Genomic DNA, 16,784 nt, shown 5'->3' on the forward strand with positions numbered 1-16,784 from the left:
CACCGCGGTACGTACGGAAGGGCCCCGGATCGGCGTGAGAGCGCCGGTCGGGGGCCTTTCCCCGTTGCGGCGGGTCAGCCGACGCGGCGGTAGCTGGAGGGTTCGGCGTCCAGGCCGAGCCGGGTGAGGGAGAGTCCGTCGCGCCCTTCATCCGCAGGGTGTGCGTGTTGCACCCCTCGCACTTCTCCTCGGGCTCGGCGGCCGTCACCGTCACCGGGCCCAGGCCCCCGCTGTCCGCGTCGACCAGGACGCTCTCCATCTCGCAGTGGAACGAGGGGCCGTCGTCGGTGTACTTGGCGACGACCTCGCCGTACGCGCCCTGCTCGACACTGAGCAGGTACGTCTCCTGCGAGTCGCCGTCCGGGTCCACGTACTTCCACTTGCCGAGGAAACCGGCCGGGATCGGTGCGGAGTTCTCCGCGGCCCTGCTGAGGGCCACGGTCTCGTCGCCGTCGCCGCTGGTCCAGATCAGGGTGCCGTTGTCGTGGGCGCGCAGGGTCTGCTTCCCGCCGTCGGAGCAGCCCTCCTCGGGGATGCTGCTGACGGCGCGGGACTCCAGCACCATCAGGTTGTCGAACGAGACGAGTGGGACGACATCCCCGTCGCCGTTCTTGCCCGAGCCCTGTCAGGTGCCCAGGTGCTCCTTGCCGATCACGCCCTCCACGGCGGCGGAGACGGACGGGTCGGGCGAGGCGGTCACGGGGGTCTTGCCGTCCTCGGAGGGGTCGGCGGAGGGATCGGTCCTGCCGGACGCGGAGCCGCCCTTGCCGTCGCCCGCGCAGTTGCGTTTGTCCTTGTCGTCGTCCGTGCCCCCGTTCATCGCGGCGTAGGTGATGCCGCCCGCGAGCAGTGCGACGGCGGCGACGACCGCGGCGACGGGGCGGCGTGTGGGGCTTGAGGGGCCTGTGCGGCGCCGGGAACCGGCGCCTCCGGGGTCGACGGTGCTTCCGGAGCCGGGGTGCCGGGCGGCACCGGAGCCGGGCTCACCGGGGGCGGTGGCGTCGGAGCGGCGGACGGTGCCGGCGGCTGGTTCCGGAGCCGGGCCTTCGGCGCCTCGGAGTCCAGCAACTCGGCTGCCCGGCAGCCCAGTTCGGCGGTCAGCGCGTCCAGCGCACGGGCGATCCCGAAGTCGATGACGCGGGGCCCGTCGATGGTCACCAGGATGTTCGCGGCCGGGCCGGGCCGGGGCGGGGCGGGGCGGGGCGGCAGGATATGTCCCTCTTCGGACGGGCCGGTGGAGACCGGCCGCCGGGGCCCCACGCCGGGAGCGCCACCCCGGGAGCGCCACGCCGGGAGCGCCACGCCGGGAGCGCCACGCCGGGAGCGCCACCCCGGAGGCGGCACCCGGGCGTCGGCGCAGGGCCCTCAGTCCTCGCCGCAGATCCGCAGCCCCTTCGGGGTCGCGCACGGCAGATGCCCGTGCGTGCTGATCACGTCCTGGCCGCTGCCCCGGCTCAGATAGCCGAGGAAGCTGGAGGCCAGTGAGTCGGCGGGCGGCCGGCCGTAGGTGTACGCGTACTCGATCTCCCGGTACGGGTAGGAGCTGTCGCCGATCGTGTCGACGGACGGGGTGGCCCCGTCGATCGCGATCCGGTGCAGCCCGGCCGGCTCGCTGCCCGCGCGCAGTTCGCTGTAGCCGATGGCGCCGTCCAGCCGGGCGACCGCGTCCAGGACCTGGTCGGTGCCGTCGAGTTCGCAGCGCACGACCCGGGCCCGCGCGTCGTCCTTCGTGGCGCAGTCGCGGGAGGACTGGGCGGGCTCGTTGCGGTCCAGCACCCGGCGCTGGAACACCTCGCGGGTACCGGAGTTGGCGTCCCGGCTGACCAGCAGGATGTCCAGGTCCGGGCCGCCGATCTGCCGCCAGTTGCGGACCTCTCCCCGGTAGATCCGCCGTACGTCACTCAGGCTGAGGTCGCGGACCGGCACCTTGTCGTTGACGACCAGCGAGAAGAGGGAGACGGCGACGCGGGTCTCGCGCAGCTGCGGATAGCCGGCCGGTTTCGGGCCGTCGGAGAGTGCGACCAGTGCGGGGGCGCCGGACTTCCCGGCCTTCGCGCCCCTGGCCGCCAGCTCCCGTATCCCGGAGGTGCTGCCGTGTGTCTCCACGCGGACGGTGGAGCCCTCGCACTGCTTCATGTACCTGTCCGCCAGCTCCCTGACGACCGGGTCGAAGGCGGTCGAGCCGGTCACCCGCAGCTCTCCCCGGGCGCAGTCGAGGGGCGGCGGGGTGTCGTCCCGGATCAGGATGATCGAGGCGAGCGTGATCACACAGATGGTCAGGGCCACGGTGATCAGCCGGGCGGCCCGGCCGAAGAGCGGGGGCTTGTCGTCGGGGCGGGCGGCGCTGTTCGGGGTCACCTCGCCGTCGCGGATGCCGCCGGTGATCCGGATGGGGCTGCCGATGTTCGCCCCGGTGAGCAGGACCAGCAGCTTGAAGTGCTCGCCCCGGTTGAGCGGTACCCGGGGCAGCCGGATGAACGGGCCGGTGTGCCGCATCCCGGCCGCCGGGGTGAAGTGCTCCATCAGGTGATCGGCGCCCGGCGACTGGGTGACGGCGATGCCGCGTACGACCCGTCCGGTGAACTCGACCGTCAGGCCGTGCGGTTCACGGCCGGTGTAGTCGCTGTCGGCGATGGACTGCGAGCCGTCGTTCTCGACGCGCAGCAGGACGAGCGTGGCATCGGACATGTCCGGGGTCTCGCTGAAGAGCCCGAGCCGTACGTTGGCCCGCCCCAGGCTGACGTCGCTGCCGATCGGCGTGTCCATCTGGACGCGGTACCCGATGCGCTTGCGGCGCGGTACGCGGCGCTCGTACCAGAGCACCCCTATCGAGGCCAGGACGCCCAGGACGGCGGTGAGTACGGCCACGACGTTCTCGGCGCTGAACCACTCCACGGTTTCCCCCGCACTCCCCCTGCGCGCATGGGCGTGCGCGCGGTGCGAACCATCAGTCCGTGTCACCGTACGGGCGTGCGGGAGGGGCGGGGAGCGAGGGCGGCAGGGCGTCGTGCGATGTTCGCCCGCCGTTCAGTGAGGGGGCGTCATGTGCCGTCGCGGCGAAGGCGCTTCATGGTCTAGACCTTGACAGGTCCAGACCAGCAGGGCTTGAGTGTTCGGCACGTCAAGTCGGCACGTCAACTCCGCCCGCCGTGGCGTTCGGCGCGCCGCGCCGCGCCGAAGGAGTGAGCAGCGCTGAACCGCATCAAGAGCTTCCTGACCATCCTGACTGTCCTGAGCGCCGTCGTCGCGACGGCCGCCTTCGTCCCCGCGGCCCCCGCGACGGCCGCCGCCACCGGGCCCGCCGACACCTCCGCGTGCGCGCCGCTCTGGAGTTCCTCGACCGCCTACACGGCCGGTGGCACCGTCTCCCACCACGGGCGCAACTGGAGCGCCAAGTGGTGGACGCGGAACGAGAATCCGGGCGCCACCACCGTCTGGTCCGTCCGGGGAGCCTGTACGGGCGGGGTCTCGGACTTCGTGATCAGCGAGGCGCGGTTCGACGAGATCTTCCCGGACCGCGACGCCTTCTACACGTACCAGGGGCTGATCGACGCCCTGCACGCCTATCCGCGCTTCGCCAATACCGGGACGCCCGGGACGCGGGCCCGCGAGGCCGCCGCCTTCCTGACGCACGCGCACTTCGAGTCGGTCGGGCTGAAGTACGTGAAGGAGATCAACGAGGCCAACTACTGGCGCAAGTGCGACTACAGCCGGCCCTACGGCTGCCCGGCGGGCCAGAAGGCGTACTACGGTCGCGGCCCGATCATGTTCAGCTGGAACTTCAACTACAAGGCCGCCGGTGACGCGCTCGGCCTCGATCTGCTGAACAACCCGTGGCTCGTCGAGCAGGACCCGTCGGTCGCCTGGCAGACCGCCCTTTGGTACTGGAACACCCAGAACGGCCCCGGCACCATGACCTCGCACGAGGCCATGGTCGGCGGTGCGGGCTTCGGCGAGACCATCCGTTCGCTCAACGGCTCGCTGGAGTGCAACGGCGGCAACCCCGAGTCGGTGGCGGCGCGGGTGGCCACGTACGAGCGGATCACCGGGATCATCGGTACGGCGCCGGGCTCCGGCCTCACCTGCTGAGCCGGGCTCCGGGATTCGAACGTTCCACATGCTGGACGGGCCCGCAGGATTTTCCTCCGGGCCCGTCGGCGGCCGATGCCATGATCCGGGCCGACTGCCCCCGGAATCATCGCTGTTGAGAGCGCTCCCAGCCGCGCCGGGCGGGGCGATCCGGTGTCCGTGCGTGCCGAAGAACGTGTGAAGGGAACATGTCTTCGGGATGGTCTAGACCTTGACAGGTCCAGACCATCATCGCTTGAGTGACGGTCACCCCCATGGCGGCGTGCACGGTCGAACGTGGCGCCGCACCTAAGGAGTGATCACGTGATCAGACGCGTCATGAGTCTTCTGGCCGCGCTCGGCGCGGTCGTCGCGACGATCGTCGTTCTCCCCGCCACCACGGCCGCGGCGGCCGACTGCGCCCCGGCCTGGAACTCCTCGTCCGTCTACACGGGCGGTGGCTCCGCCTCGTACAACGGGCACAACTGGTCCGCCAAGTGGTGGACACAGAACGAGACTCCGGGCACCTCGGACGTCTGGGCGGACAAGGGCTCCTGCGGCGGCGGGACCGATCCGGGTGAGCCCAACCCGTCGGGCTTCGTCGTCAGCGAGTCGCAGTTCAACCAGATGTTCCCGAACCGGAACTCGTTCTACACGTACAGCGGTCTGACCGCCGCGCTGAGCGCCTACCCGGGCTTCGCCAACACCGGCAGCGACACGGTCAAGCGCCAGGAGGCGGCGGCGTTCCTCGCCAACGTCAGCCATGAGACCGGCGGTCTCGTGTACATCGTCGAGCAGAACCAGAGCAACTACCCGCACTACTGCGACGCGACCCAGCCCTACGGCTGCCCGGCGGGACAGGCCGCGTACTACGGCCGCGGTCCCATCCAGCTCAGCTGGAACTTCAACTACAAGGCCGCGGGCGACGCGCTCGGCATCGACCTGCTGGGCAACCCGTACCTGGTGGAGCAGAACGCTTCCGTGGCCTGGAAGACCGGCCTGTGGTACTGGAACACCCAGAACGGCCCCGGCACCATGACGCCCCACAACGCCATGGTCAACGGCGCCGGTTTCGGTGAGACGATCCGCTCGATCAACGGCAGCCTGGAGTGCAACGGCGGCAACCCCGGCCAGGTCCAGAGCCGCATCAACAAGTACACGGCGTTCACCCAGATCCTCGGCACCACCACCGGCTCGAACCTGAGCTGCTGACCGCCGATCCCCCACCCGAAACGGGGGGTGTGTCCGGCCGCGGCCGGACACACCCCCCGTTTCTGCGTTCAACTCGCCTGGGAGCCGGGCGGATTCGGGGGAGTCGGCGGCGTCGCAGCCCTGGTTGCCCCCGGTCGCCCCCGGTGGCGCGGATGCGGTTGAGCGACTTGTGCGGCACATCGAGCTCGTCCGCGTCCAGGGCCGGGAACAGTTCGGCCTCGGCGGCGGCGATGCCGTCGTAGATGTCCGTGACGAGGCGCGTTCCGCGCGGCGAGATCTCCACGATGTGACGGCGGCGGTCGGCCTGGTCATCGGTATCTGGTGGGCGCCGCTGGGCATAGCCGCCGGCGTCGGCGTGGTGCTCCACTTCGTCGGTGCGGTCGGCGCCCACCTGCGCAGGAGCGACTTCACGGGCACGCCCAACGCGGCCGTGCTGCTGCTCGTCGCGGTCGCCGTGCTGATCCTGCGCGTCCTGTCGGCCTGATCCCGCGCCGGCCGGTCGGAGGCTTCCGCGGGCCGGTGCTAGATCAGGGGCGGCTTCACCGACATGAGCAGGTGGCGGTGCGTCTCCATACCCGTCTCGTCCGTGATCATCGCGCGCTGCCCCGGTCCCAGCAGGAGCAGCCGGATCACCGGTTCCTCGAACGAGGACAGGGCGTCCATCAGATACGAGGGGTTGAACGCGACCGTCATCCCCTCGGAGCCCTCCAGCGTCGCCGGCAGCCGCTGGGACGCCACATCGTCCTCGTAACCGGCTTGCAGCAGTACGGAGTTGTCGTCGGCCGAAAAGGTCATCTGGAGCGGGCTGTCCCCGTCCGCGACCACCGAGACGCGTTTGACGGCTTCCACCAGCCGGGCACGGTCCACCACCGCGACGGCGGGGTCCGGCATCGCGAACAGCTGGTCGTGGCGCGGCAGCCGGCCGTCCAGGAGGCGCACCGTCGTCCGCATCCCGGCATGTTCGAAGCCGACGGACCCCGTGTCCAGCGCGACGCTCACGAGACCGGACCGGCCCAGCGAGCGGGCGATCTCGGTCAGCCTGCGCGCCGAGACCACGACATCGGCCGACGCGTCGGGCCCGGCCGCCTTCCACGGCAGCGTACGCACCGCGAACCGGTACCGGTCGGTGGCGGCGAGCGTCATCGTCGTCCCGTCGAGCCCCAGCCGGATTCCGGTGAGCGTCGGCAGGGTGTCGTCCCGCCCCGCGGCCACCGTCACATGGGCGACCGCCGCCGCGAACTCCGCCGCGTCCACCGCCCCGCGGACCTCCGGCAGCGGCGGCAGCGCCGGATAGTCGTCCAGCGGCAGCACCGAGAGCCCGAACCGGGCCCCGTCCCCCGACACCGTGAACCGCGAGCCCTCCACCGCGCACTCCACGGCCCCCTCGGGGAGCACCTTGCAGATGTCCAGCAGCCGCCGCCCCATGACCAGCACCTTCCCGGGACGTACGGTCTCCGCCTCCACGTCGATGCGCGCGGACGCCTCGTAGTCCAGCCCGGAGACGCGCAGCCGCCCGCCGTCCGTGTCCAGCAGCAGCCCGCCCAGTACGGGGACGGGCGACCGGGTCGGCAGTACGCGGGCCGCCCAGGCCACGGCGTCGGTCAGTGCGCCTCGCTCGATGCGGAACTCCATGGCGGCAGGCCCTCTTCTCGTCGGTCGTCCGGACTCCGGATGTCCGGCACGGCTCCCGACGACGCTATGCGCCACCACTGACAGTCCCGCGTCCGGTCGGCCGGGGGCTGCCGGACGCGGGTCCCGTCAGGTGCCGGTGACCAGGTCCGCGTACGGCGGCGGCAGGGCGATGCCGAACTGCCGGTGCAGGGCCAGCACATCGCGGATGTCGTCGTCATCGATGGCGTAACCGGTGTGCGAGTGGACCTGGAACTCGGCGGTCCCGCAGGCCACCGTCCGCCCGAGGACCGTGCCGGTGCCGTCGAGCGAACCCACGGGGTACGGAATCCCGTCGGGGCCGTGGACATGTGTGCCCCGCTCGTCGAGGCGGGTCGTGGAGAGGTTCACGAGGTGGACGTCCACCCGTCGGTCCGCCGTGTCGCTCAGCACCCAGTTCCAGGGGCCGTCGTCACGCCAGAGGGTGAAGGAGGCGGCTGCCATGACCTCGGAGTACCGGGCACGGTCCCGGGTGCGCACCGCGATGTCGAGATCGTCGTGCGCGCGGGTCTGTCTGCCGAGCAGCGCGTCGACGCCCCAGCCGCCGTCGAGCCACACGTCCACCCCGGCGCCGCCGAGGAGATCGAGGATGTCCAGCACGTCTTCGGCGCTCATCATGGCGCTCATGATCACAGGAACCGACGACAGCGACCACCCCCGTGAGCCGCTGCCGTCGCGCTCCCCCGACTGTTCCGGCGCTGTTCCCCGTCGTCCCCCGACGACCTCCGCGGTCCCCCGTCGTCGCCGACGGGCCGGAACACGTTTCGCACCTTAGGCCGGTGGGCACCGGAGCGGCAGATTCAATTCGCCCGGTGTGGCGACGCGGGGGTATCAGTCCGCACAGCCAAACCGGTACTCTGCATTCCGGTTTCGGGGCGGTGGGTGATGAGGCCGGTCGGACCGTGAGCAGTCGGGCAGTGAGCACAGCGGGACAGTGAGTACAGCCGGACAGTGAGTACAGCCGGACAGTGAGCACGGGAGGACGCGTGCACATGCGGGAGCGGGCCGACGACCTGGTGCGGATGCACCGGCTGGCCCGCACCGGCGGTACGCAGGAGCTGTTGCGCTGGCTCTCCGGGCGCGCGGACGGCTGGGCCGGGCTGCTCGACGGCGACGGCACCGTGCTGCACGCGGCGGCCCGCACCCCGGCGGCGGCCACCCCGCAGGCCGCCGCACTCGCGGCCGAGGGAGCGAAGGCCCTGACGGCGCGCGGCGCGCAGGCGCACTCCCTGGACTCGGACACGCACACCGCACTGCTGTTCCCGCTCGACGGGGAGGGTGCCCCGGTGCTGGCCGTCGTCGCGCCCCGGCCCGTGCCCGCCGGGCTCACGGTCCTGCTGGGTGATGTGCTGATGCCGCTGTCCCTCTGCCGGCGGGCCGAGACCGTCGAGCGCAAGCGGCGCCGGGTCGACCTCGCCGAGTCACGTGGCCGGGAAGCGGTGCTCCACCTGCTGATGACGGGCCGGCTGTCCATCGCCCACCAGGTGGCCGGTGCCCTGCGCCCCAGGCTCCCCGACCCGGTGCGGGTGTGCGTCGTGGAGTGTTCGGGCGGGCAGCGCGACAAGGTGGCGCGGGTCTGCGCGGAGGCGGACGGCGGCCGTTCCTGGATCGTGCGGTGCCCGGTGTACGCCCGCCACCTCATCCTCGTCATGCCGGCGGGCCGGGGGAAGAACGGGCCGCTGGACGAGAAGGTCGCCGCGCTCGTGGACGACTGCGTCGTGGGCACCAGCGAACAGATTCCGCTCTCCGACACCGCGACCGGCTACCGCCAGGCGTTCCACGCCCTCGCCGTCGCCCGTGGACTCCCCGGCCGGCACGCCGGGTTCGGGACCTCCCCGGAACCGGCGCTCGTCGTCGGCGAGACGGGTACGCGGTGGGCGGACGCCCTGCTCGCCCCGCTCCTGCACCATCTGCCGCGCCGCTCCCAGGACCCGGGAAGCCAGGAACTGGCCGCCACCGCCGCGTCCTGGCCGGCCTTCTCGACCCACGCCACACAGCATCTGAAGATCCACCGCAACACCCTGGCCGCCCGGCTCAAGCTCATCGGCGATCTGCTCGGCCTCGACCTCGGCACGCTGGCCGACCTGGCGGCGCTGGACCTGGCCCTCCGCATCCGGGCCACCCCCGCCCCCCGCCCGGCGGAACCGGCGGCGAAAGCGGCGCACGACCTCGACGAGATCCTGCGCCGCCCCGCCCTACAGGCGTGGGTGTCCCGGCAACTGCGCCCGATCGACACGCTCACCACGTCGGGCACCACGCCGGGCACCGCCTCGGGCGCGGCCTCCCGTGCGGCAGAACGGACTCTGCGCACCTGGCTGGCCTGCGAGGCCCAGCTCGGCCCGACCGCGGCCGAGCTGGGCATCTCCCTTCCCGGAACCCGCAAGCGCCTCGCCCGGCTCGAAACCGTGCTCCGGCGCTCGCTGCTCCAGGCCCCGAGCGCCCGCTACGACCTGTGGCTGGCGTTCAGGGCACGGGACCTTACCGCTCCCGACCTCACTACTTCGTGAAGATGAAGTACTTCCAGCTGCCGTGGGTGGTCGAGTTGACGCTGTCACCCGAGGAGCCGTTCACGTACGAGGCGCGGACACGCATCTTGTAGCCGGTCTCGTGGGGGCCGGTCAGCGTCACGATCGACTTCCCGTTGGTGCCGAGCCCGAAGTACTGCTGGCCCGCGTCGTACCACTTGCCCTGGTAGTACAGCTCCAGGGACAGCTTGTGGGAGCGGCCCGGGTAGTAGCTCATCGTGGTGGTGAAGACCGGGTTCTTCTTCTTGTGGAAGTACGCGTACGACGTCTTGCCGATCTTCGCCGTCTTGTACTGCTTGGAGATGGAGGTCGAGACCTTCACCTGCGCGTACGCGGTCGACTTGACCGACTTCGACGCGTTCCGGGCGTCCCCCGCGAACACGGCGGTGACCGTCGTGTCGCGCTTCATGTCGACCGTGACGGACAGGTTCCCCTTGGAGTTGACCTTGCCCTTCTTGGCCAGCTTCTTCGGCTTGTCCGATCCGAAGGGGTCCACCCACAGCTCGACGACCCGGTTCTTGTACGTCTTGCCGAGGTGCGCGGTGAACGAGACGTCCTTGCCGTACGAGTAGACGGCCTTGTTCCGGTTCAGCGTCAGCGAGGTCGAGGCGCGCGAGACGGCGACCGAGCCGGACCCGGACGCCGCGGAGTGCGTCGCGTCACCGGCGTACCGCACGGTGTACGTGACCTTGCCGCCCGCGGGCGGAGTGTCCTTGAAGGTGAACCCGCCCTTCGCGTCCAGCTTCACGGTGCCGAGGGACTTGCCCTTGGGTGACTCGACGTCCGTACGGGTCACAGCGAGCGGTGTGCCCGCCGCGAACGGCGTGGACGCCTTGAGGGTGCCCTTGACGGTGAGTGCCTTGGCGCGCGTGGCCTTCGCCGGAGCGCTGACGGCCAGCGTCGAGACCGACCTGTTCGGGTCGGTCAGGACGCGCAGGGAGCGCACGCCCCGGTTGTTCTCGGTGACGGCGAACAGCCTGCTCCTGTCCGGCGCCCAGGCCAGCCCGGAGTCCATCAGGAGGTCGGAGGCGCTGCTGTTACCGGTGTTGGGGAAGTCGTAGTTCCGGACCGGCGTGGTGGAGCCCCGCTTGTAGATGTACACATCCGGCGCGTAATGACCGGAGAGCCCTGCGGCGACCGTGCCGTCGGGCGCGATGTCGACGGCGTTGGGATACGCGTCGGACGGGTAACCGGTCTCGGCGGCGAGGTCCGAGGTCCGGTAGACCTGGTGGACGTACGGATACGCGCTCGCCACGACGACCTGCTTGCCGTCCGGGCTCAGCGCGATGTCCGCCATGTTGCCCGCGTCGGCCCGGATATGGGCGGTGCGGGTGGCCGTTCCCGAGGAGACGTCGTAGACGGCGACCTCGGTCGGGCTCTGCGTGTTGATCCCCGCCGCCAGCGTGCCGGGAGCGCCGGGCGCGGAGGCCAGGGTCGGGGCGCCGGACCAGGTGCGGTTCGTGTCCTGGTTCAGGGTGACCACGGGCTCGGGGCCGGACAGGTCGAGCGAACCGATGTCGCCCTTGTAGCCGAACCAGAGCTTTCCGCCCGCCAGCGCCGGATACGTGGGTCCGGTGCCGGTACCGGTCCCGTAGCGAGCGGACTCCGTCAACGTGGCGGTGTCGATGGCCACGATGGCATCGGCGCCCGGCACCCCGGCGTACAGCGTGCCGAAGTCGGCCGACAGTTCCAGACCGGTCACCCCCGGCAGTGCGGCGATCGTCGCGACGACGGTGCCACTGAAGTTGGTGGCGAGGATCTTGCCACCCTTCGGGTCACTGATGAAGACCCGCTGGTGCAGCCCGTCCGCCACCACATCGCCGGTGGAGGCGAGAGGCAGGTTCCTGCTGCTGTCGGCGGCGGCAGGGTTCGCGGCGCCGCCGACCAGTACTACTGAGCTGAAGAGGACCGCGAGCGCTGTCGCGGTCGAGATTCTGCGCGTACGCACAGTGACGTATACCCCCACGGTAAGCGGGCCTTGTGGCACCCGGAGATGAGAGAGGGGTGCGGCCCGATCGCAGGGTATGGCATGACAATGACACCCAGGGTGCAATTAAGGTGACGATAGGGGAGCGAGGGCTGTTCCCGCGCTCCCCGTCGTACCGTCGCGGGCGTCGGTGTACGGAGTCGGGTGTACGGCCTCTGCGCCGCCGGTAAGCCGTGCGAGCCCTTACCCTCGCTGGTCGCTTGGGGCTGGGTCAGGTCGTGTATTCCAGCTCGGACATGGCGGCATCACGAAGGGACTTGACGAGGTCTCCTGCGACCACGGTGTCCAGGTATTCCAGGAGCTGTTTGCGAACCTCCTCGGCCACGGCGCCGAGTCCCGCCCCGGTGATGAAGCGAGGCAGGATGAGGCGCCGAAACTCCGGATCCTGGATTGCGCCGGCGAGTAGCTTCTCCGCGAGCCAAAAGCGTGTGCGCTCACGGATGGCGAAGGTGAGGTGGATGCTCTCCTGGTCGGTCTCGCGGCAGTGGGGGTTGTGGACCCAGCCGCGAGGCAGGACGAGGGCCTGGCCTGGTTTGAGGTGGACTTCCAGGTCGGGCCCCGCGGCTTCCCACTCGGGTATGAACTCGGCTCGCCAGACGCGGAATGACTCGTTGTACTCGCGCATGGGGGCCTCGACGGGCGGGCGCCAGAGCTGCCACGTTTTCACGCCTTGAAGCTGCACGATGACCGCGAGCTGTTGGTCCCAGTGGTGTCGGAGGCCCTGTTCGCCGCCGGGGGTGATGAAGGCGTGAACGTAGTTCGAGTAGCCCGTCTCGTTCTGGATGGCGCGGGAGAGCGTGGCCATGAAGGGGATGACGCGCTGGAGGTTGCCCAGACGCAGGGTGAAGCCGTTCTCCTTCAGGTGGTTCAGCTTCTGGGCGTCGGTGCGGCCGTTGATCATGAAAGCGTCGCGGTTCAGCGACGGATTCGGGGCCTTGATCGCGGCGATCTCAGCGGCCGGGATGCAGCCGAGATTCACGTACTCGTCGAGGGCGGCGGGGGTGATCGCCTCGTCCAGTTCGGTCGGGGTGCGGTCGACGACGTACGCCTCCGTCGGCCAGCCGGTCAGGAAGGCGTCGGCATCGGCGTCGGGCAGGAGCATCCGTAAGGACATGCGCGTCTCCGGTCAGGCGGGAGGGAGGGGGCAGGGGATGTCCGGGTGGAAATGGTTGGGGCAGCAGACGGCCGAGAGGGAGATCAGGCTCTTGGAAGGCAGGTAGTACACCCAGCTCACGTCTACCCCGCGCGGGAGCACATCGATGGCGTACTCCAACTTCGTGTCGAGGCTGGAGTACGCTACTTTCCCGTCAGCTCGTTCGAACGGCGGGTTGGCTTGGTAGGACTTCTCCAGCCAGGCCATTGCGGTGCCAAGGTCGGTCCAGGTGCGGTCGGCTGAGACCTGGCTCCGCTTGAGGAGCCAGTAGCCGGACATGGTGGGCGGGACACTGCCTGTCTGAAACTCGGCGGCAGCCTCCCGATACCGGTCGAGGACGGACTGCTGCTTCTTGTCCTCGGGGTTCATCACGGAAGGCGCGCCGTTCGGGTGCGGGGGGCGTCGCCCGCCCTCCTGCGCGTACGTCGCCATAGGGCCGATCCACGGCCCGTATCCGTGCCAGTGCCCTGACCAGCTCATCTGTTCCTTCTGGGGTGCGGGGCCGCCCCGCCAACTCAGGGCGGCCCGTGGAGATTCCGGACGAAAGGCGCTCAGCCTAGAGCGCGAGACCCCTCTGCTGGGCCCATCCGAGGGCGAAGTCGTCCATCTCCTGAGCGGTGAAGCGCAGCTCCTTGCCGGAGCCTTCGGGCTTGGAGTCTCGGACGGCGAATGCCTCCGCCGCGCCGGGGATCGCGGCCACGTCGATGCACGACTCGTGCTCGCTCTGGAGGTTGCCGCCGCAGAAGTTCGCGAACGCGGAGTCGTCGGCGGCCGGGAGCCTGTAGAGGTTTTTCACGTGTAGATCTCCTTACGCGCGTGCCGTGCGGAGACGCGTTCTCCGCGCCGTGGTGCATGTGTGACCCACCCCGGCCCAACCTGTCCTTCTTCGGGGTACCGGTCAGCCAGGGTGGGGCTTCCTACGACAACCAGTGAACGGCTGATACGACGTCTGCGACAGGTGAAACAAGGTGGAACTCCAGCGCACGAACCCGGTGATTTCCTACCGTCGCCCTGTCGCGACGTGATTGCGCAGCGCTACCGTCGTGGGGTGCACGCGAACACCAAACTGAAAGCGCGAATTGATCAACTTGGCTTCTCCCAAGCGGGGTTAGCCAGAGAGATCAACCTTGCGATCGAACGGTTGACCGGCTCCCTTGGCTCGGTCACGGACGCGGACGTGCGGCGCTGGCTGCGTTACGAGACGAAATGGCCGCAGGACCGAATCCGGCTTTGCATCGAAGAGGTACTGGACGCCTCATCCGAGGCTTTGGGGTTCATCCCCCGGCGTACGAAGAGTCGCGCTCCGTCGGAGGACGGGCCCGTGCAGCAGCGTCGCGAATTCCTCTCCACAGTAGGCGGTACAAGCCTGTCCCTCGTTGTTCCGCAAGCGGTCCCGCGCGGGCGTCCGGGGATCGCTGATGTGCAGCGGTTTCATCAGGACTACGCGGGCATCCTCGACAAGGACCGCACAGTCGGAGGCTCCCGTCAGGTGGAGAACCTGGGCATCGAACTCGCGCTGCGGATTCAGTCCGCGCTGACTGCCGGTGTGTTGTCGAGCCGCGTACGCAACATGCTGCACCGTCAGGCTGCTGACGCATTGGCCTCCGCGGCCTTCGCCGCCATCGACGCCAGCTCGCCTCAGCGTGCACGCGCCCATCTCGACCAGGCCATGACGTTCGCCGGTCTCTCCCGCGACAGTGGAACCACCTTCCGCGTGTGGGATCACCTCATGCTCGCGTCGAGCCAACGAGACAACCACAGCGAGGCCGCTGCCGGCGCTGAAGTGATGAAGCGCTCGACCGCCGCTCGGCGCGACCCTCTCTACGCGTCCCTGGGACACATGCGCACTGCCAATGCTCTGGCCTACCTCCGGTCGCCCACCGATGCGCTACGCGCCCACAGCCTCGCTGAAAAGAACTTCGACCGCAGCGCTGAGGCGCCGGGCTCAGCGTGGATCAAGTTCTACAGCCGGGCCGAATTCGATGCCCTGTCGTCGTACATGTGGACAGCGATGGGCGACTTTTACCGGGCCGAGTATTGCCTGCACCGCACTCTGGCAGCGCTCCCGGAAGGCCGGGTACGGGACAAGGCCCTCTTCACGGCGCACCTGTCACTCGCCCAGGCCCGGCAGGGTGAGCTGGAACTGGCCTGCGCAACGGGTACACAGGCCTACACCATGCTGCCGGCCGGATCGAAGAGGGCTGCGAATACCTTGGCCAGGACGCGTGACGTGCTTGTCGCCTACGGGTCGAACGCGCCCGAAGTAGCCGATTGGATCGAGGAGTCCCGTCAATGGATCTGAAGCGGTACCGACACTCTGACGCCCAGGACGTACGTCCCCTGCTGCTGGACATCCACGACGAGGTCTACGCGCAAAACCTCGATCCGTTCCACTCGCGCGAGCGCTTCACGTATTTCCTGGATCTGTGGTCGTCCCGGAAAGACTGGAGGTGCGTCGCGGGATGGGAGGACGGCGGCCCAGTTGGATACGCCTACGGCTCCGCATTCAAACCCGGTGGCTGGTGGAAGGGGAGCGACAGGCCCCGCGACCTGCGAGGGCCTGTGTTCGCATTGTCGGAATTCATGGTGCTGCCCAAGTGGCGCGGAACCGGCCGGGCGAAGAGGATCCATGACCTCCTGATCGCTCCCGTCGAAGCGCGCGTCGTGTCCCTACAGGTGGAGAGCGGGCACACGAAAGTCGTTCGCCTGTATGAGAGTTGGGGGTACCGGCAGGTGGATGAGTCCAAGCCGTCCGACGACTCACCGAGGTACGCGGTGATGGTGAAGGATCTCCCTCCGACAGGCGTCAGGCCGCAGGCGTCACCACAACCAGGATCGGACCTGCGGCCTTGGTCCCCTCGCGCCCGGCCGACAGGGTCGCCCGGCCCTCGACCGTGACGCTTGCGGCCATGACCGTGCAGCCGAACTCGTCCCGCTCCTCGGCCCCGCCCGGCACCCCGGCGGTGTGCGGCCCGGTTCGCTCAGTTCGCCCAGGTGAGGAACGCCGACCAGGCCTCGGGAGCGACGGTGAACGTGGGTCCCTCGTGCACCTTGGAGTCCCGGACGTGGACGGTGTGGGGGCAGGCGGCCACTTCGACGCACTCGCCGCCGCTGCCGCTGCTGTACGAGGACTTGTGCCAGGCGTAGGCGACTTCGATGCACTCGCCGCCACTGTCGCTGCTGTAGCTGGACGTGAACCACCGCAGGGACTTTCTCATACCTCTACTCCTGCCAACCGCATGATGAGGTCCAGCGATTCACGAGGACCCAGGGCCTGTGATCGGATCTTCGCATAACGCTGGGCATATGTACTCACCTTTGCCGGGTCGCTGATCAGCAGACTCTCGTCCTGGGGCTCCAGGTAAACGAGGTGCTGGTGCTCCGGTGTTTCCACCAGGGGCATCTCGCCGCGATCACCCGCGTACTCCCCGAACGTCCCGGCGTTCAGCGGCAGCACGTAGAGCGTGACGTTGCGACGCCGTGCGCACTCCGCCAGGTACCGCATCTGTTCGCGCATGATCGTCCCGTTGCCGATGACCCGGGTGAGCACGGACTCTTCGAGGATCAGCTCGATCATTGGCATCGGGTCCCGGTCGAACAGCTCCTTGCGGATGACGCGGCCGTTCACCAGTTGCTCCACCCGCTGCTCGGGCAGCGGCGGGAAGCTGCCGCCGATCAGTGCCCTCGCGTACTCCTCGGTCTGGAACAGGCCGTGCACGACCTGCATCGAGCACAGGTGGAGGCTTACGGCTGTCTGCTCCAGCGGCGCGTAGTTCTTGAACTGTGGCGGGTACGCCTCCATCCGCATGTAGATCCGCGCCTGATCGAACGTTCCCATGCCGTCCCCGACCACCTCCTCCAGCTTCATCAGCATGTGGTCGCTCGCGGGCTGGGCGCAGGTCTCCATCGCGCTGATCGCCGCCGCCGAGTAGCCGATCATCTTGCCCAACTGCTCCTGCGTCAGCCCCTTTCGGATACGGGCCATCTTCGCGAGATCAGCTACCAACCTCACCGTTGGGCTGGCCGTTTCCCTGTTCTGCGCACTCGCCACTTCGATCTCTTTTCGACTCAACCGAACTCAACCGGTCATTACTGGATTCCCATGAACTCGACTGGTTCTCAGGCGAGTTCACGCAGGTCAACCGGTGTGTGACGCCCCTCGCCAGCCGTA

General features: G+C 69.3%; 16 protein-coding genes and 1 pseudogene. 6 read left to right on the top strand and 11 right to left on the bottom strand.

Features of this window, described 5'->3' with window-relative positions; genetic code table 11:
• Positions 1–625 precede the first annotated feature (625 nt).
• Both A6A29_RS44700 and A6A29_RS08770 read right to left on the bottom strand, forming a co-directional pair.
• Complete coding sequence (locus tag A6A29_RS44700) at positions 626–820, bottom strand: hypothetical protein (protein ID WP_143196962.1); 195 nt, start codon at positions 818–820, stop codon at positions 626–628.
• A 545-nt stretch (positions 821–1,365) separates the two neighbouring features.
• Positions 1,366–2,895 (bottom strand): substrate-binding domain-containing protein, encoded by a 1,530-nt coding sequence (locus tag A6A29_RS08770; RefSeq protein WP_073719438.1) that lies wholly within the window; start codon positions 2,893–2,895, stop codon positions 1,366–1,368.
• Between the two features lie 297 nt (positions 2,896–3,192).
• Here A6A29_RS08770 and A6A29_RS08775 point away from each other — a divergent pair, with 297 nt between their 5' ends.
• The 3 genes from A6A29_RS08775 (at position 3,193) to A6A29_RS08785 (ending at position 5,764) form a co-directional block, all read left to right on the top strand.
• Complete coding sequence (locus A6A29_RS08775; RefSeq protein WP_198953032.1) at positions 3,193–4,089, top strand: glycoside hydrolase family 19 protein; 897 nt, start codon at positions 3,193–3,195, stop codon at positions 4,087–4,089.
• Positions 4,090–4,392: 303 nt separating this feature from the next.
• Positions 4,393–5,280 (top strand): glycoside hydrolase family 19 protein, encoded by an 888-nt coding sequence (locus A6A29_RS08780; protein ID WP_073719440.1) that lies wholly within the window; start codon positions 4,393–4,395, stop codon positions 5,278–5,280.
• A 169-nt stretch (positions 5,281–5,449) separates the two neighbouring features.
• Positions 5,450–5,764, top strand: a complete 315-nt coding sequence (locus A6A29_RS08785) for a DoxX family protein (protein WP_073719441.1) — start codon at positions 5,450–5,452, stop codon at positions 5,762–5,764.
• Positions 5,765–5,802: 38 nt separating this feature from the next.
• Here A6A29_RS08785 and dnaN read toward each other — a convergent pair whose 3' ends face one another.
• Complete coding sequence (gene dnaN, locus A6A29_RS08790) at positions 5,803–6,912, bottom strand: DNA polymerase III subunit beta (RefSeq protein WP_073719442.1); 1,110 nt, start codon at positions 6,910–6,912, stop codon at positions 5,803–5,805.
• 126 nt (positions 6,913–7,038) lie between these two features.
• On the bottom strand, positions 7,039–7,575 hold the full coding sequence (locus tag A6A29_RS08795; protein WP_143196963.1) for a nucleotidyltransferase domain-containing protein: 537 nt from the start codon (positions 7,573–7,575) through the stop codon (positions 7,039–7,041).
• A gap of 395 nt (positions 7,576–7,970) precedes the next feature.
• Between A6A29_RS08795 and A6A29_RS08800 the strand changes: the two genes are divergently transcribed.
• Complete coding sequence (locus A6A29_RS08800) at positions 7,971–9,455, top strand: helix-turn-helix domain-containing protein (protein WP_073719646.1); 1,485 nt, start codon at positions 7,971–7,973, stop codon at positions 9,453–9,455.
• Here the strand turns inward: A6A29_RS08800 and A6A29_RS08805 are convergent.
• The 4 genes from A6A29_RS08805 to A6A29_RS08820 form a co-directional block, all read right to left on the bottom strand.
• Complete coding sequence (locus tag A6A29_RS08805) at positions 9,445–11,421, bottom strand: hypothetical protein (protein WP_073719444.1); 1,977 nt, start codon at positions 11,419–11,421, stop codon at positions 9,445–9,447. The two genes, A6A29_RS08800 and A6A29_RS08805, sit on opposite strands and share 11 nt — an antisense overlap.
• A 250-nt stretch (positions 11,422–11,671) precedes the next feature.
• Entirely contained in the window at positions 11,672–12,562 is an 891-nt protein-coding gene (locus A6A29_RS08810) for a JmjC domain-containing protein (protein ID WP_073719445.1), read from the bottom strand.
• 24 nt (positions 12,563–12,586) lie between these two features.
• Complete coding sequence (locus A6A29_RS08815) at positions 12,587–12,982, bottom strand: hypothetical protein (RefSeq protein ID WP_241838391.1); 396 nt, start codon at positions 12,980–12,982, stop codon at positions 12,587–12,589.
• Positions 12,983–13,169: 187 nt separating this feature from the next.
• On the bottom strand, positions 13,170–13,409 hold the full coding sequence (locus A6A29_RS08820; RefSeq protein WP_073719447.1) for a DUF397 domain-containing protein: 240 nt from the start codon (positions 13,407–13,409) through the stop codon (positions 13,170–13,172).
• Between the two features lie 252 nt (positions 13,410–13,661).
• On the opposite strand from A6A29_RS08820, the gene A6A29_RS42955 reads away from it, so the two are divergent.
• On the top strand, positions 13,662–14,915 hold the full coding sequence (locus A6A29_RS42955; protein WP_241838392.1) for an XRE family transcriptional regulator: 1,254 nt from the start codon (positions 13,662–13,664) through the stop codon (positions 14,913–14,915).
• Positions 14,906–15,328, top strand: a pseudogene (locus A6A29_RS08830) (GNAT family N-acetyltransferase); the annotation flags it as partial. The gene A6A29_RS42955 and the pseudogene A6A29_RS08830, both read left to right, overlap by 10 nt.
• A gap of 91 nt (positions 15,329–15,419) precedes the next feature.
• Here the strand turns inward: A6A29_RS08830 and A6A29_RS46335 are convergent.
• Genes A6A29_RS46335 through A6A29_RS08840 form a run of 3 tightly spaced genes read right to left on the bottom strand, consistent with a single transcriptional unit; the run spans position 15,420 to position 16,664 of the window.
• Entirely contained in the window at positions 15,420–15,569 is a 150-nt protein-coding gene (locus tag A6A29_RS46335) for a hypothetical protein (RefSeq protein WP_241838406.1), read from the bottom strand.
• A 25-nt stretch (positions 15,570–15,594) separates the two neighbouring features.
• Positions 15,595–15,831 (bottom strand): DUF397 domain-containing protein, encoded by a 237-nt coding sequence (locus A6A29_RS08835; RefSeq protein ID WP_073719448.1) that lies wholly within the window; start codon positions 15,829–15,831, stop codon positions 15,595–15,597.
• Positions 15,828–16,664 (bottom strand): helix-turn-helix domain-containing protein, encoded by an 837-nt coding sequence (locus A6A29_RS08840; protein ID WP_073719449.1) that lies wholly within the window; start codon positions 16,662–16,664, stop codon positions 15,828–15,830. Before A6A29_RS08840 ends, A6A29_RS08835 begins: the two co-directional genes overlap by 4 nt.
• Positions 16,665–16,784: the final 120 nt, after the last annotated feature.

This window comes from Streptomyces sp. TSRI0281, assembly GCF_001905125.1.
GTDB lineage: Bacteria > Actinomycetota > Actinomycetes > Streptomycetales > Streptomycetaceae > Streptomyces.